This is a genomic window from Pelagibacterium lentulum (assembly GCF_003992625.1).
Classification (GTDB): domain Bacteria; phylum Pseudomonadota; class Alphaproteobacteria; order Rhizobiales; family Devosiaceae; genus Pelagibacterium; species Pelagibacterium lentulum.
The window spans coordinates 1-19,468 of sequence record NZ_RZMW01000032.1; the positions used below are offsets into that span (position 1 = coordinate 1).

The following is a 19,468-nucleotide window of genomic DNA, read 5'->3' on the forward strand; positions in this document are numbered from 1 at the left end:
GAAATCCTTGCCGGCACCAACGATTTGTCCGAACGCACGACCAAGCAGGCCGCGGCAATCGAGGAAACCTCGGCCGCCATGGATCAGCTTACTACCACGGTCAACGAGAACGCCCAGAAGGCCGAGAATGCCTTTGCCGGCAGCGAAACGGCCGCCAAGCTTGCCAATGAGGGCGGGACGGTCATGGCCGATGCCACGACCGCCATGGAACGCATCACCACCTCCTCGTCGAAAATCTCCAACATCATCGGCATGATCGACGACATCGCCTTCCAGACCAACCTTCTGGCGCTCAATGCGTCGGTGGAAGCGGCACGGGCAGGCGAAGCGGGCAAGGGCTTTGCCGTGGTTGCCGTGGAAGTGCGCCGTCTGGCTCAATCTGCTGCCGAAGCCTCTTCCGAGGTCAAGGCCCTGATCGAGCAGAGCGCCAATGAAGTCGATGGTGGCTCGAAACTTGTTGCCAATGCTGCCCAGAAGCTCGCTGCCATCCTGCAATCGGTGGAAGAAAACAGCGCGCTGATGAAAGACATCTCCCGCGCCAACCGTGAGCAGACGTCCGCCATCAACGAGGTCAGCACCGCGATCCGGCAGATGGACGAGATGACCCAGCACAATGCGGCACTGGTGGAAGAAACCAATGCGGCCATCGAGCAGACCGAAGCCCAGGCGTCCGAGCTGGACCGGATTGTCGATGTCTTCAAAGTCTCCGGCGCCAGCGAAGCAGAACCGGTCCGGCAACCTGCCCCCGCGAACTCGTCCAAGCCATCGGCCCCCGCCAAAACCAGGACTGCAGCCTCGGCCTATCTCAGCCAGGGCAATGCTGCCCTGAAGGCCGAAGAATGGGACGAGTTCTGATCGCTACTTTACTTCGATAAAGGCATGCAAACGCCCCCGGATGCACTCCGGGGCCGTTTTGTTTTGCGCTATTGCAGACGTGGTTGGCGGGTTTCGACCTCATTGACGACGTTCCCGACGCTTCGCAAGCTGCTTGGAAGCAGACGGGCATGGATTCTTGCATAGCTCGAGCGGTGCCAGCGTCGACAGCGGTTGGGTCTGTCATATTGATGAGCTCGCAGGCCCTGATCTGTTCATGAGTTGCAATGCGCGTGCCCAGGCAAAATCGTAGGGGAGGAAGACCACGTACAGGGCGATCAGCGCACCAGAAACCGCATCAACAGAGAAGGTGGCGAGGCAAGCCAATATAACCAACAGCGCGTAAGGAAAGAGATACCAGTAAGCCCAATCGAAACGCCGTAAGCGGAACAACAGAAAGTTCCAGAAGCCGTCCGTGAGGAGCACCAACACGATCAGGATCGCCGGCAAACTACTCACGCCGCCAACTTCCAACGTTCGAGCCAAGCTCACGGTCATCACGACATAGAAGAGCCCGCCCACGGCCATCCAGCCCCAAATAGGCAAAGCCCAACTGGGCTGCTTAAGCGTCTGCAGGAACTTGAAGGGCGCCCTTCCTGAGAGCAACGCCTCAAGCGCAGCACATGCCGCTGCGATTCCGATAGCAACCACCCAACTCACATGCGGACCTCGCAGCGCAAGAAAACCATCACAATACCTATGTGGCACAAGATCATTTCCTCCGAAACCTATATTGCGCTTCAGGCATTGTTGTCGGAGGCGTCAACCTAACAATGTCCGCTCACATGAATCGAGCACTGGAAGCCGCCAGTCCGCAATCCACCCCATTCCAGTCCTGGCGCCCCCTAAACCGCAGCACCAATCCGCTGCCACACCTGCCCATCACACAATCTGCCAACGGACAATGACCCCGTCGCCACATTGGCCGTGAGGTCTATGCGCGAATCGGATTAGGCTCCGATCCTCTATTCCCCGCGCCGGACGCACTTCATGTCACGCCCCCAATTCCCGTTTTCGGTTCGCCACAAGGACGTGTGGGCCATTGCGCTGCCCGCTTCGATTGCCTTTATCACCGAGCCGGTTGCGGGCATCATCGATACTGCCGTCATCGGGCGCCTGGGCGATGCCGGTCTGCTTGGCGGGCTGGCGCTGGGCGCTGTAGCCTTTTCCATGATTTTTGCGCTGGCCTTTTTCCTGCGCTTTGGCACAGCGGGTCTGACGGCGCAGGCGGTCGGCGCGCGCGATCCCGACGATGGCCTGCTGCATATGGCGCGCGCCATGCTGGTGGCAGGCGTGCTCGCGATCGTTCTGCTTGCGCTGTCGGCGCCAATTCATTGGCTCTTTGCCATATCGCTGGCGCCGCCACCCAATTCGGCGCAGGCCTTTGCCGACTATTTTTACATCCGCATGGCCTCGGTGCCCTTCGTCTTTATCAACTATGTGCTTTTGGGCTGGTTTTATGGCCGCGCCGATGCGCAGACCGGCATGTGGCTGCAAATCCTCGTCAACGCCGTCAATATCGTGCTCTCGATTGCCTTTGTATTCGGGCTGGGCTGGGGCGTGGCCGGCGTCGCGCTCGCCACGGTCATCGGCCAGATTGCAGCAGCAGCAGTCGGGCTCTATATCGCCCGGCGTCATTTCGGCAGTCTTGGAACCATTATCAGCCGCACACCGCGGGCCGAGCTTTTCGATCTCGCTGCCGTCAGGCGTATGCTCGGCATCAGCCGGGATCTCATCATCCGTTCGGCGGCCCTCATGGGCGCTTTTGCCTATTTCGCTGCGCAGGGCGCGCGCATGGGCGAAGTCGTGCTCTCGGCAAATGCCATTCTTTTGCAGCTCTTTTCGGTTTCGGCCTTTTTCCTCGATGGTCTTTCAACGGCAATCGAACAGCTCTGCGGCAAGGCGGTCGGTGCGAACTGGAAACCGGCCTTTGAGCGCGCAACCAAACTCGGGCTGGGCTGGGGCTTCGTGATGGCCGGAGCGCTCAGTGCCCTGATTTTCGGCTTTGGCTGGCTGGCCATCGATCTGATGACCACCAACGCCGAGGTGCGCGAATTTGCCCGCGTCTATCTGGTCATGGCAGCGCTGACCCCGCTCACCGGCATGCCAGCCTTCGTCTATGACGGGATCATGATCGGCGCTACGCTCAACACCACCATGCGCAATGGCATGTTGATTTCCCTTGCCATCTATCTTGCCGTTGCAATGGCCCTGCAACCGCTTTTGGGCCTTTGGGGGCTCTGGATTGCGCTGCATGTCCTGCTGCTGGGCCGCGCCGCGATCTATGCCGTTGCCATCGAACGCCGAAAGCCGGTGCTTTTCGCCTAGAGCGTGTGCAGCAAAAGTCGAAATGCGTGAGTGGTGAAAATCAGACGCTGGCACCTTTATGGAATAGCCGGAATGAACCCATCCCTACCGGCAGACGATCTGCTAAACTGTCCGAATGGCAGCCAATAAATACAGTTTTCGCAAAGTGACGCTGGACGATCTCGATCTGCTCATGGAATGGCAATCGAACGTCCATGTCCGTGAGTGGTGGGACTCCGATGAGCCATACGATGAAGAAGAATTGGCTGATCCGCGGGTGGCGCGTTGGATCGTTTCAACCCTCGGACACCCCTTCGCGTACATGCAGGACTACACGGTTCATGGATGGGAAGATCACCATTTTGCTGAACTTCCCGAGGGTTCGCGGGGAATTGACCAATTCATCGGAGATCCGGGAATGGTCGGTATCGGGCATGGATCAGCATTTATCGCCATGAGAATGCAGGCCCTCTTTGATGAGGGGGTGCCCGTGATTGCGACTGATCCCCATCCAGACAATGCACGGGCGATAGCCGTCTATAAGAAGCTGGGTTTCAAGCCGTTTGGACCACCTCAGGAAACACAATGGGGTCTGGTCTTGCCCATGTGGACCAACAACTAGGCGTCGCGCATTTCAGCATTTCCTGACAATGCTTCTAGAGGGTGCCGTGCCCCTCGGCCCATTCATCCACTTTGGCGCCTGTCAGGTCCGAAGCGGAGGAAAGCCCACGCGCCGCAATTGCTTCAACCAGTCCGTGTTTAATTTCCTCAAGCAGCCCCATCCCGCCATAAACCAGCGCTGAATAAAGCTGGATCACGTTGGCCCCGGCTTCCAGCTTGGCAATGGCGCTTTGCGCGGAATGGATGCCGCCGACCCCGATGATCGGGAAGTCCGGGCCAAGCCGCTGGCGCATCTGCGCGAGCCGTTGGGTCGCAAGCGCAAAGAGCGGCTTGCCCGAAAGCCCGCCTGTTTCATCGGCATTGACCATCCCGGCAACCGGATCGCGTGAAAGCGTGGTGTTAGAAACGATAAGCCCGTCGATCCCGCTCGCCAGCACGACCCGCGCTATACCATCCATTTGCGCCTCATCGAGATCTGGCGCGATCTTGAGAAGGATCGGCGTCTGTCGCGGTTGCTTGGCCCGTGTTTCGACAATTGCGCCCAGAAGGCGTTTCAGCGCCTCATCGGCTTGCAAATTGCGCAGCCCCGGTGTGTTGGGCGAGGAAATATTGGCGGTGAGGTAATCGGCCAGCGGCGAAAATGTCACCACCCCGGCAATATAGTCCGCAACGAAATCCTCGCTGTCCTTATTGGCCCCTATATTGACGCCAACCACATGGCCCGGCTTGCGATCCTTCAACCGCTCGAAGGCCGCTTCATGGCCCTCATTGTTGAACCCCAGCCGGTTGATAACCCCTTGTGCTTCGGGAATGCGGAAAATACGCGGGGTTGGATTGCCGCTTTGCGGGCGCGGCGTCACCGTGCCCACTTCTACAAAGCCAAACCCCGCACGCGCCAGTGGTTGCGGCACTTGAGCATTTTTGTCGAACCCTGCCGCCATCCCGATCGGGTTGGGCAGGTCCAGACCGCAAAAGCGCGTCGAAAGCCGCGGGCTGTCGGGAGCGCCTTTCGGGCCAAGCCCCATGCGCAGCGCATTGATTGTTGCGCCATGCGCGGTTTCCGGCTCCATCTTGAGCAGGGCATCGCGCGCAAAGTCCTGCATACCACCAGACCGCAAAAGGGTGCTCAGTTTCATTGCTCTATCTCCGGCAGATCGAACCCGCCATCGGCCCGGGCGGGAAGTGTGCGATAGCGCGTCACGGCGGACAGCGGCAGCACGGCATATAGGTGTGGGAAAAGCTGCCCGCCTCGAGATTCTTCCCAGCGCAGGGGCTCGGTCAGCAATGCGGGATCGATCGTCGCCAATATGAGATCGGCTTGCCCGCGATAATGCTTGTCCAGCGTTTCGGCCAATTGCCCGGCGGTGGAAAAATGAATGTACCCGTCTTTGAGATCGATCGGCGTGCCCACCAGTTCGCCTGCCGCAATCGCGGCCTCCCAATCGCTCTTGTGAGCTATCTTGTAAATCGGTTGCGCCATCGTCGATCCTCGTCGCTGGTTCGCGACTGATGTAACCGTGTAGCGCCCCTCTGCCAAGGGGTTTGCCCCTTTACAAAATGGTTAACTCCGAATAGAACAAAATAGGATTTGTTTCCGCAGTCAAGAGATTTAATTCCTCTTTCGGACCCTTTGCCCATGCTCACGCATCGCACAATATGGGAAGCCTTGGACACCCTTGCCGAGCGGCACGGGCTGTCGGTTTCCGGCCTGGCCAAGCTCGCCGGGCTCGATGCGACGGCCTTCAATCCCTCCAAGCGCATCAGCAAGGATGGGCGCGAACGGTGGCCCTCCACTGAATCCATCGCCAAGGTGCTCGAGGCCACCAATGAGAGCTTCGACTCCATGATGGCCTCGATCGTGCCCTATTCGCAGACCTCCACGCCAGCCAGAATGGGAGGGGCGACTGTGCCGCTTCTGGGTTTTGCGCAAGCGGGATCGGGTGGCTATTTCGATGCCTCGGGTTTTCCGGTCGGGCAGGGTTGGGATGAGGTGCGATTGCCCGATCTGGGCGATGGCACATCCTATGCGCTCGAAGTCACCGGAGAATCCATGCAGCCGCTTTACCGCGATGGCGATGTGCTGATCGTTTCGCCCTCGGCGCCATTGCGGCGTGGTGATCGCGTGGTCGCGCGCACCCATGACGGCGAGGTCATGGCCAAGATTTTATACCGCCGCACCGAAAAGCGGGTCGAATTGCATTCGATCAACCCCGACCACGCGCCGCGTATCTTTGCGCCTGAAGAGCTTGACTGGATCGCCCGTATTCTCTGGGCCAGCCAGTAGCACCTGACACGTTTTGCGTGTCAGGTCCGGGACGCCAACTCCCCGTTCAACGCCTTTTCGATCAGCTTGCGTGTATTCTCAACACCGTAAAGCGCAGCAAATGAACCAAAGCGCGGACCGCGTTCTTGCCCGATCAGCACCTGATAGAGCATCTGGAAGAACGCTCCCGATACCCCCGGACCGCCATGGGGGCCGAGGCGCTTGTGGTCCTGATAGCGTTCGATCTCGCGGGCAACGTCCAGTGCCGCATTCTGAATCGCCTCGCCGTTCGCGTCCTGGGGAAGACTTGCAAAAACCTTGGAGAGATCTTCAAGCGCCTTGCGCTCCAAATCGTCGGGCGCACGGTAGGACTTTTGAACGAAATCCTCGAAATAGCGCATGGCATAACCGACCAGCGCATCCAGATGGGGATGGGTTTGCGGCGTTACCCCCGCCGCGTAGGCCGAAATATAGCCCCACATTACCTCACGGCTCTCCGGGTTCGACGCTGTGGCGAGATTGAGCAGCAGGGCAAAGCTCACCGGCATTTCGTAGGCCGGAGGGCGCTGGGAATGGATATGGAATGTCGGATTTTCCAGCAATTGGCCAGCGTCTTCGCCCTGCGCCTTTGCCGCGAAGGTGTAATACTCATCCACGGCCTTGGGGATAACGTCGAAATAGAGCCGCTTTGCCGTCCGTGGCTTTTGGAACATGTAAAGCGCAAGGCTTTCCGAGGAGGCATAAGTCAGCCACTCATCGATGGTGATCCCGTTGCCCTTGGACTTGGAGATCTTCTGGCCTTCCTCATCGAGAAACAGCTCATAGACGTAATGTTCGGGCGGGGTGCCACCAAGGATCGCGCAAATGCGGTCATAGATCACCTGATTGGTCTGGTGGTCCTTGCCGAACATTTCAAAGTCCACGCCCAGCGCGGCCCAGCGCATCCCGAAATCGGGCTTCCACTGCAGCTTCACATTGCCGCCCGTCACCGGAATCGTAACGTCACGCCCGTCCTCATCCTCAAAAGTCACCGTGCCATCGGCAGCATTAACCTCCTTCATAGGCACGTAAAGCACACGGCCTGAAATCGGTGAAAGCGGCAGGATGGGTGAATAGGTCGCCTGCCGCTCCGTGCCAAGGGTTGGAAGCATCACGCCCATGATGTCGTCATAGCGCTCCAGCGTGCGCAGCAGCATTTCGTCGAACTTGCCGGACTTGTAATAGTCGGTCGCACTGGCAAACTCGTAATCGAACCCGAACGTATCGAGAAACCGCCGCAGCATGGCGTTGTTATGGTCCCCAAAGCTCGCATATTCGTTGGTCCAGGGGTCGGGCACCGCAGTCAGTGGCTTTTGCAGAAACGGCTCAAGCGCTTCTCTTGAGGGCACATTGTCCGGAATTTTGCGCATGCCATCCATGTCGTCTGAAAAACAGATCAACCGCGTCTTGATCGTATCGCCTGTCAAAAGCCGGAATGCGGTGCGCACCATGGTTGTACGCAGCACTTCGCCGAAGGTGCCGATATGGGGCTTGCCCGAGGGGCCATAGCCGGTCTCAAAGATCACTTCGTCCTTGCCCAGCTTTTCAGCCCGTTTGACCACTTTGCGCGCTTCCTCAAAAGGCCATGCGCGTGCAGTCACGGCGGCTTCGATTGCAGCGGGGTCAAGCGGGGGAAGGCTGTGGGACACTTTGCCCATCCTTTTGTTTTGTTGGGGAGACGAAAAATCGCTGCACCTGTTGCACGAACGGGCAAAAAAGGTCAATGGCGTCGCCCGTTGCAAAGGGGCAGGGGCAAATGGCGCACTTGCACAAATGCGGTTCGCTTCCTAGGATCGCTTCAGTCATCACCTTGCCGGATTTGAACGCAAATGAAACTCTCGCCCGCCGATGCTCTGGTTTACACGATGGTGATCGCGGCCGTATCCGACAAGGATGTGTCTGATCGCGAGGTTGATCGGTTTGCGGCGCTGATCAGCCGCTGGCCGGTTTTTGCCAATTTCGATATTGGCCGGCTGCCGCAGGTGGCATCCGATTGCGTGGATCTCGTCAACAAGGGCGGGCTCGATGCCCTGCTGGTGATGATCACCGATGCGCTCGAACCGCGCCTGCAGGAAACCGCCTATGCGCTTGCTGTGGAAGTGGTCACGGTTGATCTCACGCTCAATCAGGAAGAATTGCGGCTTCTGGAAATGATCCGCGACGCCTTTGCCGTCGATCGCCTCACGACAGCCGCCATCGAGACCTCCGCCCGCATTCGTCACCGACGGCTGTAGGAGCCTTTCGAGACAACTGTATTTAAGCAGTTTTGATTGCGCCCAGAAAACCAAACCCACCGGACGTGGCCTTATCGCACGGCGCCACACTTCTCCCCTTGAGGGAGAAGGTGGATTGGACCGTCAGGTCCAAGACGGATGAGGGGTCTCTTTGCAGGCTCACATTTTACCCCTCACCCGGCACATTCGGGGCAGTTTCTCCCTCAGTCCGCTGCAGCAAAATGCGCCAACTGGTCGGCATATGCCTTTTGGAAAGCCGGGCGCGCCGTGGCCTGCGCAACATAGGCGCGACAGGCGGGAAACTGCGCCAGTCCGTCAAACCGATCCACAAGGCGCAGCACGTCCGCCATAAGAATGTCGGCAACCGAAAATGTGCCGGCCAGCCATTCGTGCCCGGCCAGAACGCTCTCCATATGCTTCAACCGGCCAACGAGAAAAGTGTCCAGTAGCGCGCGCCCTGGCGTTTCAACACTGTCGTTGGAAAACTTGTAAAGCGACCACGGCAGGCTCGCCATTTCCACCGAATTGAGCGCCGCGAACAGCCATTCGATCACCGCAGCACGTCCCGCGCCAGCTTGCGGCATCAGCGCTTCGCTCTTTTCGCCAAGGTGCAGCAAAATGGCGCCACTCTCAAAAATCGAAATCTCACCATCGGTCAGCCACGGCACTTGCCCGAATGGCTGATGTGCAAAATGATCCGCGTTCCGCTCCGCAAATGGTACGCTCTCTACGCGATAAGCCAGCCCTGCTTCCTCAAGCGCCCAACGTATCCGCAGGTCGCGCACATAGCCCCGTGGCACCTCGGGAACCCAATTGAAAGTTGTCAGCACAAGCTCGGTCATTCCGCATCTCCCGTTTTGCATAGGACGTTTGAGCAAGGGTGATCCCGACATGGGGGCTCAGTCTTCTATCCAGAAACACGGGAAGATATGGAAAGATGATTGATTGATCGACCAGGACAAATCAACGGCCCCTGCCGCCAGACAGTTTCAACCCATACCGCTCCCGCAGCGTCTTGGCCTCGCCTTCAACAGCCGCGCCGGGCAATTGCGGTATCACAAGGTCGATAAAGCTCTGCAAATCCGCAGGCATGACCGGGCACATCACGTTAAAGCCGTCGGCGGCCCCGTTTTCCACCCAGTGTTGCATGGTCACGGCAATGTCCTTGCCGGTGCCGACCGCAAGCAGGTGCCCGCGTCCGCTGGCAAGGCGCATCAGCAACTGGCGCAGGGTCAGTCGATCGCGCCGCGCAATGCCGACAAGCACTGCCACCCGGCTTTGGCTGGATTGGTTTGGCGATCCAATACCAACATGATCGGGCAGGGGTGCATCGAGGTCCTCACTCGAAAGGTCTGAACCTAAAAACTCCGACAGCTTAGCAACCACATGGTCAAGCACCGCAAACCCGTTCATTTCAGCCAAGCGCTGTTCTGCCGCTTCTCGCGTTTCGCGCGCAACAGGGACAATGCCGGGGAAAATCAAAACCCTTTCGGGATCGCGGCCGAACCCGGCAACGCGCTGCTTGATATCCCGATAAAAAGCCTGTGCGTCTTCCAGTGCCGATTGCACTGTGAAAACAATATCGGCATGGCGCGCCGCAAAATCGCGCCCCGCATCGGATGACCCGGCCTGTGCCAGAACAGGCCGCCCCTGCGGCGGACGCGGCACGTTAAGCGGCCCAGCGCTCCGCACGAACGGGCCTTCATGATGGACAGCGTGTACGCGATCCGGTGCGAGATAATGTCCGCTTTCCTTGTCCGCGATGCGCGCGTCGGGCGCCCATGAGTCCCAGAGCGCCAGCACGGCTTCTGTCACGTCCTGCGCTCGCGCATAACGCGCACCATGTTCGGGCATGGCATCGAGCCCGAAATTATGCGCTTCCAGCGCATTTGAGGAGGTCACGATATTCCAGCCCGCGCGGCCGTCGCTGATATGGTCGAGCGACGCAAATCGGCGCGCCAGATGAAACGGGTGGTCAAAACTCGTGGAGGCCGTACCGATCAGCCCGATCCGTTTTGTGACTGCGGCCAGCGCCGAAAGGATGACAAACGGGTCCATCGCATCGCAAAGGTGCCGCTCGGCGCCTTGCTGCAAAGCCAGGACATCGCCCAGAAATAGCGCATCGAAGCCCCCCGCTTCCGCACGTTTGGCAATATCGATCCAATAGGAGAGATCGGTCGACGCCAGCGGGTTGCTTTCCGGCATCCGCCAACCAGCCTCATGGCTGCCCAGTCCGAATATCACCGCATTGAGCAGCATACGCTTTGCGGGGGCACTCAAGAGCCAAAATCATCCTTTTTCAAAATCACGGGCCGCGTTGGCACCTGGCATACCGGCATGATCTCGATGGCGTTGACATTGACATGCGCTGGCAGGTTGACCAGCCACCACACGGTTTCGGCGATATCTTCGGGCAACAGCGGTTCGTTATCCGCATACATCTTCTCATTGGCCTCGAAATCCCCGCCTGTCCGCACGGCGGTAAATTCCGATTTCGCGTGGCCCGGTTCCAATGCGGTTATGCGGATGCCGGTGCCCATCGTGTCGGTTCGCAGGTTGGCCGTGAACTGGCTCACGAAGGCCTTGGTTGCCCCATAAACATTGCCCCCCGTATAGGCGAAGCGCCCGGCAATCGAGCCGACATTGATGATCGATGAGCCTCGGCCAACTGCTTTGACGAGCGGCAGGACCGCAAGCGTCGTGTGGATCAGCCCCATCACATTGGTTTCGATCATGGTGCGCCATTGGTCGGTATCGATGTCGGGAATGGCGCCGGTGCCCAGCGCCAGCCCGCCATTGTTGAAAAGGCACGTTACCGGCTTGAAATCGTCGGGCAGGGCGGCAACCGCCGCATCGATGCTGGCCTTGTCGGTCAGGTCCATGACGGCGGGATGGATCGATCCGGGAAATTCGTCCACCAGCGCGTCGAGCCGTTCACGCCGCCGTCCCGTCGCCACAACCTTCCAGCCATTGGAAGCAAATTTACGAGCGGTCGCAGCGCCGAAACCCGAGGTCGCGCCGGTAATGAAGATGACAGGGCTTAAAGACATGCAAAAACTTTCCGCTAAGGGGGGCTTTCAAGGAATTTTAGGACCAGAAACGACGCAGAATTTCCCGTCAAGCGAAACCGATTCTGGCACGTTTTCAGCCCACTATCGGCAAAGCCAACGCCCTGCGCAACCGCCTGTGCACCTCAATAACCGAGCCGTTCGTCGTTACGGCCCGCCGGACCTTTTGCTAATCTTCAAGAATGAAGGTTATAGCGAGATTGACGCGATAATGGCTTACCTTACCATCTTCGATCTCGACATTCTGGTCTTTCACCCAAGCGCTTTTCATACCGCGCAATGTCTTTGAGGCGCGCGCAATTCCTTGCTTTACGGCATCATCGAAGCTGTCGGGCGAGGTCGCTGAAATCTCGGTTACTCTGGCAACAGTCATTGCTTCCTCCGTTTTTCCATCTAACGAAGGTGAACGATTTCCGCGCCCTGCAAGTTCCGGAAGCCGCTAACGGCGGCGTGCCGAGGCCATCAACCGCATCACGATCCAGATCGGGATAACCACCATCGCGCCGGTCACAACATAGCTGAACGCGCGGTACAGCACTTCAAAACTGTTGTCGAACATATCGGCGAAAAACCGCTCTACCGAACGGAAAATATCCTGCGGACTGACCCCGAAGATCGCCATCAGAAAGCCCACGATCAGGCTCATCACGACAAGCCGGACGAACAGTCGGCCGGGAGTGTCGCCCAAAACATTTTCGGCCCAACCGCGCTTCTTTTCACGTTCAGTCTTGTCGATGGTCTCTGGCACGATTGCTCATCCTGCGATTCTTGCGCACACTCATTATAGTGCTACACCATGTGTGTGCAAACCGCCGTATTACAAGGGAACCAGCGCCTGTTGCCCGAACTCTCCGCTCCCGTCACCGCTTGGTTTGCCGGCAAAGGCTGGCAGGCGCGCGCGCATCAATTGGCGGTGCTTGCGGCAGAGCGGGAGGGCAATTCGGTTCTGCTGATCGCACCGACTGGCGCCGGTAAAACGCTGGCCGGTTTCCTGCCATCCATCGAGGATTTGATCGCGTCACCGCATTCGGGCTTGCACACGCTCTATATCTCGCCGCTCAAGGCGCTGGCAGTGGATGTCGCCCGCAATCTCGGTGATCCTGTGCGCGAGATGGCGCTGCCCATCAAGATCGAAACCCGCACCGGCGACACGCCGGCCTCCCGCCGGCAACGCCAGCGTTTCGATCCGCCCCATATCCTGATGACCACGCCCGAGCAGCTTGCCCTGCTGATCAGCCATCCCGATAGCGCCAAACTTTTTGGTGGTCTCAAGCGCGTGGTGCTCGATGAACTTCACGCGCTTGTCACCTCCAAGCGCGGCGATCTGCTGGCGCTCGGCGTATCGCGGCTCGCCCGTCTTGCACCGCAAATGCGTGTCACCGCGCTATCGGCTACTGTTGCCGAACCGGAAATTCTGCGTGATTGGATTGCCGCTCCGGTCGCTCCAAGGCCGGCAAAACTCATTCATGCGCCCGGCGGCGCGCCACCAAAGCTGTCCATTCTCGCAAGCGACGACCGAGTGCCATGGGCCGGTCACTCCGCAGCCTACGCGGTGCCGGAATTGCTCGAAACCATAGAGAAGCACGGCACGACGCTATTGTTCGTCAACACGCGGTCACAGGCGGAAATGCTGTTCCAGAACCTGTGGGCCATCAACGAGGACGCACTGCCTATTGCTCTGCATCATGGCTCCCTGTCGGTCGAACAGCGCCGTAAGGTCGAAAGCGCGATGGTCGCGGGAAACCTGCGCGCTGTTGTTTGCACCTCGACGCTTGATCTGGGCATCGACTGGGGCGACGTCGATCTCGTCGTGCAGGTCGGCGCACCAAAGGGCGCTTCGCGTATGCTCCAGCGCGTGGGGCGTGCCAATCACCGGCTCGATGAACCCTCCAAGGCCCTGTTCGTTCCGGCCAACAGGTTTGAGGTGCTTGAATGCGAGGCGGCTCTGGAAGCGGTCGCAGAAGGCGCACAAGATAGCGAAAGGCCCTTGCCCGGTGGGCTGGATGTTCTGGCGCAGCATCTTTTAGGGCTTGCCTGCGCTGCGCCTCTTGACCCCGACACGGCTTTTGCCGAAATCACCGCCGCATGGCCTTATCGCGATTTGCCGCGCGAGAAGTTCGATAAGGTCCTCGAATTTGTCTCAACCGGCGGCTATGCGCTCAAGGCTTATGAGCGTTTTGCCAAACTGCGTAAGACCGAGGATGGGCGCTTGCGGATCGCCAATCCCCAGATCGCCCAGCAATATCGGCTCAATGCTGGGACAATCGTTGAAGAGCCCATGCTCAAGGTCCGGTTTGTAAGGGCACGCGGAATCAAAAAGGGCGCAACCACCGGTCCCATCGGGCGCGGTGGTAGGATGCTTGGTGAGATCGAGGAATATTTCATCGATCAGCTCGTGCGTGGCGATACATTCATGTTCGGCGGGGAGATCGTTGCCTTTGAAGGCGTGGTGGAAACCGAGGCTTATGTTTCCAGATCCTTTTCGGACAATCCGAAAATCCCCTCTTACATGGGCGGAAAATTCCCACTGTCGACCTTTCTCGCTGATCGTGTCCGGCGAATCTTGGCCGAACCTGAACATTGGCAGCAATTGCCCGATCAAGTGCGTGAATGGCTTGAACTCCAGCGCCACGCTTCGGTGCTGCCGGGGCGTGACAGTCTGCTTGTCGAAACTTTTCCACGCGCAGATAAGCACTATCTCGTCTGTTATCCGTTTGAAGGACGACTTGCGCATCAAACGCTCGGCATGCTTTTGACGCGGCGGCTGGAGCGGGCCAGGACACAACCGCTGGGTTTTGTCGCGTCGGACTATGCGCTGGCCATCTGGTGCGCAACCGATCTTTCCGCTCTGATCCGCACCGACCGCTTGTCGCTCGATCAGCTTTTCGATGAGGATATGCTGGGCGACGATCTTGAAGCCTGGCTCGATGAATCCGCGCTCATGAAGCGCACTTTCCGCAATTGCGCGATTATTTCCGGCCTGATCGAGCGTCGTCATCCGGGCAAGGAGAAGTCGGGACGCCAGATCACGATGAGTTCGGATATCATCTACGACGTTCTTTATCAGCACGAGCCGGACCACATTCTGATCGAAGCGACGCGCCACGATGCGGCACGAGGCTTGCTCGACATCGAGAGGCTGGGCGTCGCCCTGAAGCGTATTCGGCAGCATATTCTCCATAAGCCTCTGGACCGAATCTCGCCGCTTGCGGTACCTGTAATGCTCGATATCGGAAAAGAACCCATCTTCGGCGAGGCGCGCGATGCCCTGATGCGCGAGGCTGCCGAAGACCTTATTGCAGAGGCTATGGCTTTTGGCGCAGACCCAGCCCATATCGGTAGATGACTGGCAAACCACGATCCGTTTTTGCGGTCATGACTTCATGCCTTTGATCTCAGGCGCGCTCTATTGGCCGGAGATAGATGCACTGCTGGTCGCTGATTTGCATTTCGAGAAATTTTCAAGCTTTGCGCCCTCGGGTCAGTTTTTGCCCCCTTACGATACAGCAATGACACTGCAGCGGCTCGAGGGAGATATAGACCTCACAGGTGCGCGCAAGGTCATCGCCCTGGGTGACAGTTTTCACCGCGACAATGGCGTCAATACGCTCCAGCCCCAGGACAGACAACGTTTGTCGGCTTTGACCGGAACGCTCGATTGGGTCTGGCTGGCGGGCAATCACGATCCGTCGGCTCATGCGCTGGGCGGCCACTGCGCAGCGCAACTGGCTATTGCCGGGTTGACGTTCCAGCACGAACCGCGTCCGGGCACCAAGGGCCTTGTCGCCGGGCACCTTCACCCGGCCGCCCGGATCGCTATGAACGGCAAGTCGGCGCGGCGCTCATGCTTTGCCTATGATGATAATCTGATGATCCTGCCCGCCTATGGTGCCTCTACCGGTAGTCTCAACATCCTGTCGCCAGCATTTCAGGGTCTTTTCGACAAGAGCGCGTTGCAGGTCGTAATGATCGGCAGGGATCGAACCTATCCTGTCGGTTCGTCGAGGCTGGTAGCCCGTTAGGCCGACAGCAAACGGATAACGATGATGATGGCGAGAACGGCGCAGACCAGCGCCGTCATGACGGATCGCATATGGGCGTAGTTGCGGGGCAGGGTGCCCTGAAAGCCTGCCCATATGTCCCAGGCCCCATAGATGCCGAACCCGATGATGAGCATGGTCAGCCCGATTTCCACCGGCATCAGGACCGTGACGAACCCAAGGATCGACCCAAGAATACCCGCAACATAGGTAAGTTCAGAACCCGCGCCGCTACCGAGGCGTATGCCCCAGCGCACGCCGCCCAGAAACGAGAGGATCGCTGCGCCATAGCCCAGCATTGCACGCTCATAGATCACAGCGTCGATGGGCAGCAGACCGGGGAAAATCGTGAAGAACAGCCCTGCCAGAAATGGTAGAAGACCCAGCAATGCGGCTATACCAGTGATCGTTGAAAAGCTCTGGATCAGCCACATTGATTTGCGCTCCTAAACCGGCTGACTGCCGAGCACCGCAAGAAGTCTTGGGTTTACCTCACCGCTTTCATTCATGCCGGTCGCTTGCTCAAAGGCTGCGATGGCTTCACGGGTGCGTGGACCGGAAATGCCATCCGGCTCGCCGACATCGAAGCCAAGCTTGCCCAGCAGCATTTGTACGCGCTTTACGACTTCCTGATTGGAAATCGTCTGGCCGGGATCGAATTCGGGATCCCAGGTGCCGATCGGTGCAAAGTTCGTTGCCAGGTCGGTTTCGGTCGGCTTCCAATTCGCCACAGCATCGTTAAGCCGCAGCACGGCATCAGCGTCCAGAGAACGTGTGACATCTTCGCGCGCGACCAGGGCGTCCTCATCGCCGGCCTGTGCGGCAAGCGAGAACCAGAGATAGGATTGCTCAAAATTCTGTTCGACACCCAGCCCGCGTGCATAAAGCATGCCGAGATTGAACTGGCTATCTGTCAGCCCGCGTGCTGCCGCCTGTTCGAACCAGTGGGCCGCCGAACCGAAGTCCTGATTTTCGAGCTCTCCGCTGGCATAAAGCGATGCCAGATTGTGCATGGACATGCGATTGCCCGCTTCGGCTGCACGCTGATACCAAAGCCGCGCCATTTCCAGATCGCGTTCAACGCCGCGGCCGCCTTCGTAAAGATTGCCCAAGCGGTACTGCGCGGGCGCAAATCCCTGCGCTGCCGAACGCTCGTACCAGGCCGCAGCCTGTTCCAGATCCTGCTCAACGACATGACCTTCGGTCAAAATCGCCCCGATCTCGAATTGGGCGCGCATATCGCCGCTTTCGGCGGCCTGCCGCAGCATCTCCGGTTCAATGCCTTCGGGAGCCGAAATTTCCGGTAATTGTGCGACAGTGGGCATGGATGCGCTACGTTCGATGTAGCGATCGGGCTGATTGCCGATTGCTGCTGTCTGGATCGGATCGATATTCATACCGCTCAGGACCCTCTGCGCATCGGCCAAGTCCGATTGCAATGCCGGTGCCTGATCGATCATGGGAACGCGCGAGGTGATCTCATTTGCTGCACTGACCGGCGTGATCTCCACTTCCGGCTCAGCAGGAATGGTTGCTTCTTCGGGCGCCGCGTCGGTTTGTTCCTCTGCCGCGACCGGTTCCGCAACGGCGGGGGGCGTAACCAGATTGGCGCGCGCAAATGGACGGTTTATAACGAAGTGTGCCGTCAAGCCGATCACGACGATCAGCGCGGTGCTCAGAAGAAGAGGACGCTTGTTACGCGAAAAAAAGCTTTCGGGCTTTTCATCGCCCTCATGGCGCTCATCGAGCGAAATATCGTCATCAGCGACAAAATCGGGTCGAGAGTTGGCAGGCTTTGCCGTTTCCGCGGTCGGATCAATGTCCTTTTCATCTGCCTCTTCGGTCTCACTGCGTTGAAAGCGCGCCATGGCACGACCAATAAGTGATTTGGGTTCCGCGTCCTGGCTTGCCGGATGAAGGCGGGCAGAACGGCGCGCAGCTTCAATGAAGCTTGAACGATTGACACTGCTGGCGTCCGGGGAATCCGTGCTCTTTGCAGGCGTCGCTGCGACTTTCGTGCTGGGTGGCCAATCTTTCGCAGGGCCGGTGTCATCGGCATCCATCAAGCTCGATTTCGGCTTCGATGGGCGCTCGACCGCTTCGGGATCGATGGCAAAGCCGCGCTCGACCGTTTTCCGCGGGATCACCGCTTCGGACTGTGCCGGTTGCGCACGGCGCGGGACCGGCGACCCCGATACGGGGTCTTCGGGCATTGTATCCGGTCGCTTTGGTGCCGGTGAGGCGATTGAATCTTGTGTAGCTGCAAGTGGCTCGACAGAAGCGCCAGCCACTTCGGCTTCTGCCAGAGCATCTTCAACTGTCGGAGCCTCGGCGGTAGCGATAACATCGCGATTTTGCACTCGCTCGGGCGTATCTGCCGGAGGGCTGGTCTTGGCCGGAGTGTTCAGCATGGCCTCTAGCCGCGCAAGGCGGCTATCGACCTTATTGATCGAATCCTTCACGCCACCCAGATTAGGGCCGGGCACCGGAATCTGGTCGCGCGCGACAAGGCGCGAAAGTTGTTCCTTGATCGCAATGAGGTCGGCATCGGTGGTGCTTGTGTCCGGCTGCGGCGCTGTGTCCGCTTTTGCGCGGGTCCGCGCGACAATCATGTCCGCCAGTTTCGCGTAATCGGGTGCTTCGGGCGCCGTTGGAGCCCCGGCATAAAGCGCTGCCAACTCGGTGAGTTGCTCGCGCGTGTCGTCCACTCGGGTTGCAATCTGACGCAGTTGCGCCTCTACGCCTGCTACTGCGCCGCGGGTGTCGGCAGCCTGCATCGTTTCGCTCAAGGCATCAATGCGGGTTTCAATGGCGGTAAAGCGCGGCTCAATCGTCTCGGACACGGCATCGCGCAGAACGGCAATGCTTTCGCGCAGCATATCTGCTGAATTGACATTGGGAGACTCGAGCCGTTCGATCTTGTCCGCCAGCGCATCGATGCGCTCCAGCAAGGCGCTGGGGGCGCTCTTTTCCTGCACGGCGACCGAAAGAGCCGCCATATCCTGGCTCAGTCGATCAAGAGCGCTCGCCCCGACCGTATCGGCGCTTTCGAGGGTGTCGATCCGGTCATAAATATTGCGCAGGCTTTCCTCAATCGCATGCATCGATTCCGACTGCATGCGATTGGCTTCCGCATCGCGCTGCTCGTCGCGGCTGCTGGCTTCGACCTGATAGGCAGTGAGTCTTTCGATTGTCTGTGCCAGCGCTTCAATGCGCTCGATTGTGTCCTGTTGGCTGATCTGGCTGCCCTGGGCGACAGTTTCTGCCAATCGCTCAAGCTGGGTTTCCAGCCGCTTGACCTGTCCGGATTCGCCGACCGCACTGGCGAGCAATTCGATCACTTCGCTAAGTTGGCCCACCTGCGCGGAAATCTCCGCATTGGTGTCCAGGGCGCCGAGTTGGGACGCGATTTTGGCTTCAAAAAGTTCGATGCGTTCGCTCAGCGCGGAAAGAGATTGCGCGAAACCGGCGACATCTGATGCGGATATTGCCGGCTTTTGCTCCACCTGAACACGCGCGCCCTGGCGCGCCCGGATGCGTCCGATAGCCTCGGCCACAGCGTCGTTGCGCCCCATATCTCGCCGGTCTGAACGATCGGCCAGACGATCAACGGCTTGCCGGACGGTGCGCAAGGCTGCGTTATGGCGCTCCGCTTCGCCTGCATGTGGGCGCTGAGCGGGTTGCGGCGCACGTGGCATAGCCGCAGCGCGTGCTCGCTGCCCACTCATGACTTGACCTTCGACCTGATCGAGCAGGGCCACAAGTTCGTTGCGCAAACTTTCCCATTCGGCAGAACTGCCGCCCGGCCGAGCATCTTCGTGCCAGTCATGATGAGGATTGATACGCGCCATTACAGTTCCCGCTGGGCTGTTCGACGGCGCGGTTCACGCGCCATTTCATGTTGGATTCGCCTAGCCTGACTGTTGATAAAACATGGTAAAGATCGCGTTAATCGGCGTCGCATCTTGCAAAACATTGTGCAAATTGACGCAATTTACGCCGACTTTGCCGATCTATCCCGTC

At 58.9% G+C, this 19,468-nt stretch carries 18 protein-coding genes; 7 read left to right on the plus strand and 11 right to left on the minus strand.

All coding sequences use genetic code 11. The annotated features are described in order from the left end of the window. Positions 1-855, plus strand: an 855-nt coding sequence (locus EO133_RS08765; protein ID WP_248297999.1) for a methyl-accepting chemotaxis protein, incomplete at its 5' end; no start/stop codon positions are given. A 201-nt stretch (positions 856-1,056) separates the two neighbouring features. Here EO133_RS08765 and EO133_RS08770 read toward each other — a convergent pair. Continuing rightward, positions 1,057-1,533, minus strand: coding sequence for a tryptophan-rich sensory protein (locus tag EO133_RS08770; protein ID WP_164734944.1), 477 nt, complete (start codon positions 1,531-1,533; stop codon positions 1,057-1,059). Positions 1,534-1,863: 330 nt separating this feature from the next. Between EO133_RS08770 and EO133_RS08775 the strand changes: the two genes are divergently transcribed. Both EO133_RS08775 and EO133_RS08780 read left to right on the plus strand, forming a co-directional pair. Next, positions 1,864-3,201: an MATE family efflux transporter gene (locus tag EO133_RS08775; RefSeq protein WP_127072274.1), complete on the plus strand. Its 1,338-nt coding sequence runs from the start codon at positions 1,864-1,866 to the stop codon at positions 3,199-3,201. A gap of 115 nt (positions 3,202-3,316) precedes the next feature. Continuing rightward, the gene (locus tag EO133_RS08780; RefSeq protein ID WP_127072275.1) at positions 3,317-3,802 is read left to right on the plus strand and encodes a GNAT family N-acetyltransferase; all 486 of its coding nucleotides are present in this window, start codon (positions 3,317-3,319) and stop codon (positions 3,800-3,802) included. Between the two features lie 34 nt (positions 3,803-3,836). Here the strand turns inward: EO133_RS08780 and EO133_RS08785 are convergent, their stop codons facing one another. Continuing rightward, complete coding sequence (locus EO133_RS08785; protein ID WP_127072276.1) at positions 3,837-4,937, minus strand: quinone-dependent dihydroorotate dehydrogenase; 1,101 nt, start codon at positions 4,935-4,937, stop codon at positions 3,837-3,839. Continuing rightward, positions 4,934-5,281 (minus strand): DUF952 domain-containing protein, encoded by a 348-nt coding sequence (locus tag EO133_RS08790; protein WP_127072277.1) that lies wholly within the window; start codon positions 5,279-5,281, stop codon positions 4,934-4,936. Before EO133_RS08790 ends, EO133_RS08785 begins: the two co-directional genes overlap by 4 nt. A 156-nt stretch (positions 5,282-5,437) precedes the next feature. Here EO133_RS08790 and EO133_RS08795 point away from each other — a divergent pair, with 156 nt between their 5' ends. After that, the gene (locus tag EO133_RS08795; RefSeq protein WP_127072278.1) at positions 5,438-6,085 is read left to right on the plus strand and encodes a S24 family peptidase; all 648 of its coding nucleotides are present in this window, start codon (positions 5,438-5,440) and stop codon (positions 6,083-6,085) included. Positions 6,086-6,105: 20 nt separating this feature from the next. Here EO133_RS08795 and EO133_RS08800 read toward each other — a convergent pair whose 3' ends face one another. Then, complete coding sequence (locus EO133_RS08800) at positions 6,106-7,761, minus strand: lysine--tRNA ligase (RefSeq protein ID WP_127072279.1); 1,656 nt, start codon at positions 7,759-7,761, stop codon at positions 6,106-6,108. A 171-nt stretch (positions 7,762-7,932) separates the two neighbouring features. On the opposite strand from EO133_RS08800, the gene EO133_RS08805 reads away from it, so the two are divergent. Next, positions 7,933-8,337, plus strand: coding sequence for a tellurite resistance TerB family protein (locus tag EO133_RS08805; RefSeq protein WP_127072280.1), 405 nt, complete (start codon positions 7,933-7,935; stop codon positions 8,335-8,337). 203 nt (positions 8,338-8,540) lie between these two features. Here the strand turns inward: EO133_RS08805 and EO133_RS08810 are convergent, their stop codons facing one another. The 5 genes from EO133_RS08810 to EO133_RS08830 all read right to left on the minus strand — a co-directional run bounded on the left by EO133_RS08810 (position 8,541) and on the right by EO133_RS08830 (position 12,153). Further along, the gene (locus tag EO133_RS08810) at positions 8,541-9,179 is read right to left on the minus strand and encodes a glutathione S-transferase family protein (RefSeq protein ID WP_127072281.1); all 639 of its coding nucleotides are present in this window, start codon (positions 9,177-9,179) and stop codon (positions 8,541-8,543) included. Positions 9,180-9,300: 121 nt separating this feature from the next. Further along, the gene (locus EO133_RS08815; RefSeq protein ID WP_127072282.1) at positions 9,301-10,617 is read right to left on the minus strand and encodes an LLM class flavin-dependent oxidoreductase; all 1,317 of its coding nucleotides are present in this window, start codon (positions 10,615-10,617) and stop codon (positions 9,301-9,303) included. Beyond that, positions 10,614-11,387 carry an SDR family NAD(P)-dependent oxidoreductase gene (locus EO133_RS08820; protein ID WP_127072283.1) on the minus strand — a complete coding sequence of 258 codons (774 nt, stop codon included), beginning with the start codon at positions 11,385-11,387 and terminating at the stop codon, positions 10,614-10,616. Before EO133_RS08820 ends, EO133_RS08815 begins: the two co-directional genes overlap by 4 nt. 187 nt (positions 11,388-11,574) lie before the next feature. Next, positions 11,575-11,778: a dodecin family protein gene (locus tag EO133_RS08825; RefSeq protein ID WP_127072284.1), complete on the minus strand. Its 204-nt coding sequence runs from the start codon at positions 11,776-11,778 to the stop codon at positions 11,575-11,577. Positions 11,779-11,844: 66 nt separating this feature from the next. Further along, positions 11,845-12,153, minus strand: a complete 309-nt coding sequence (locus EO133_RS08830; protein WP_127072285.1) for a DUF6460 domain-containing protein — start codon at positions 12,151-12,153, stop codon at positions 11,845-11,847. Between the two features lie 48 nt (positions 12,154-12,201). Here EO133_RS08830 and EO133_RS08835 point away from each other — a divergent pair, with 48 nt between their 5' ends. Both EO133_RS08835 and pdeM read left to right on the plus strand, forming a co-directional pair. Then, positions 12,202-14,751 (plus strand): ligase-associated DNA damage response DEXH box helicase, encoded by a 2,550-nt coding sequence (locus EO133_RS08835; RefSeq protein WP_127072286.1) that lies wholly within the window; start codon positions 12,202-12,204, stop codon positions 14,749-14,751. Continuing rightward, positions 14,720-15,427 carry a ligase-associated DNA damage response endonuclease PdeM gene (pdeM, locus tag EO133_RS08840; protein ID WP_280516130.1) on the plus strand — a complete coding sequence of 236 codons (708 nt, stop codon included), beginning with the start codon at positions 14,720-14,722 and terminating at the stop codon, positions 15,425-15,427. The genes EO133_RS08835 and pdeM overlap by 32 nt, the downstream gene beginning before the upstream one ends. Here the strand turns inward: pdeM and EO133_RS08845 are convergent. Then, positions 15,424-15,879, minus strand: a complete 456-nt coding sequence (locus EO133_RS08845) for a DUF3429 domain-containing protein (protein WP_127072288.1) — start codon at positions 15,877-15,879, stop codon at positions 15,424-15,426. The two genes, pdeM and EO133_RS08845, sit on opposite strands and share 4 nt — an antisense overlap. 12 nt (positions 15,880-15,891) lie before the next feature. After that, positions 15,892-19,296: a peptidoglycan-binding protein gene (locus EO133_RS08850; protein ID WP_127072289.1), complete on the minus strand. Its 3,405-nt coding sequence runs from the start codon at positions 19,294-19,296 to the stop codon at positions 15,892-15,894. Positions 19,297-19,468: the final 172 nt, after the last annotated feature.

Coding starts and splice junctions, on each gene's coding strand:
- EO133_RS08800 (WP_127072279.1), bottom strand. CDS start 7,761: ATGGGCAAAGTGTCCCACAGCCTTCCCCCGCTTGACCCCGCTGCAATC.
- EO133_RS08845 (WP_127072288.1), bottom strand. CDS start 15,879: ATGTGGCTGATCCAGAGCTTTTCAACGATCACTGGTATAGCCGCATTG.
- EO133_RS08795 (WP_127072278.1), top strand. CDS start 5,438: ATGCTCACGCATCGCACAATATGGGAAGCCTTGGACACCCTTGCCGAG.
- EO133_RS08825 (WP_127072284.1), bottom strand. CDS start 11,778: ATGACTGTTGCCAGAGTAACCGAGATTTCAGCGACCTCGCCCGACAGC.
- EO133_RS08835 (WP_127072286.1), top strand. CDS start 12,202: ATGTGTGTGCAAACCGCCGTATTACAAGGGAACCAGCGCCTGTTGCCC.
- EO133_RS08805 (WP_127072280.1), top strand. CDS start 7,933: ATGAAACTCTCGCCCGCCGATGCTCTGGTTTACACGATGGTGATCGCG.
- EO133_RS08780 (WP_127072275.1), top strand. CDS start 3,317: ATGGCAGCCAATAAATACAGTTTTCGCAAAGTGACGCTGGACGATCTC.
- EO133_RS08785 (WP_127072276.1), bottom strand. CDS start 4,937: ATGAAACTGAGCACCCTTTTGCGGTCTGGTGGTATGCAGGACTTTGCG.
- EO133_RS08790 (WP_127072277.1), bottom strand. CDS start 5,281: ATGGCGCAACCGATTTACAAGATAGCTCACAAGAGCGATTGGGAGGCC.
- EO133_RS08775 (WP_127072274.1), top strand. CDS start 1,864: ATGTCACGCCCCCAATTCCCGTTTTCGGTTCGCCACAAGGACGTGTGG.
- EO133_RS08820 (WP_127072283.1), bottom strand. CDS start 11,387: ATGTCTTTAAGCCCTGTCATCTTCATTACCGGCGCGACCTCGGGTTTC.
- EO133_RS08850 (WP_127072289.1), bottom strand. CDS start 19,296: ATGGCGCGTATCAATCCTCATCATGACTGGCACGAAGATGCTCGGCCG.
- EO133_RS08810 (WP_127072281.1), bottom strand. CDS start 9,179: ATGACCGAGCTTGTGCTGACAACTTTCAATTGGGTTCCCGAGGTGCCA.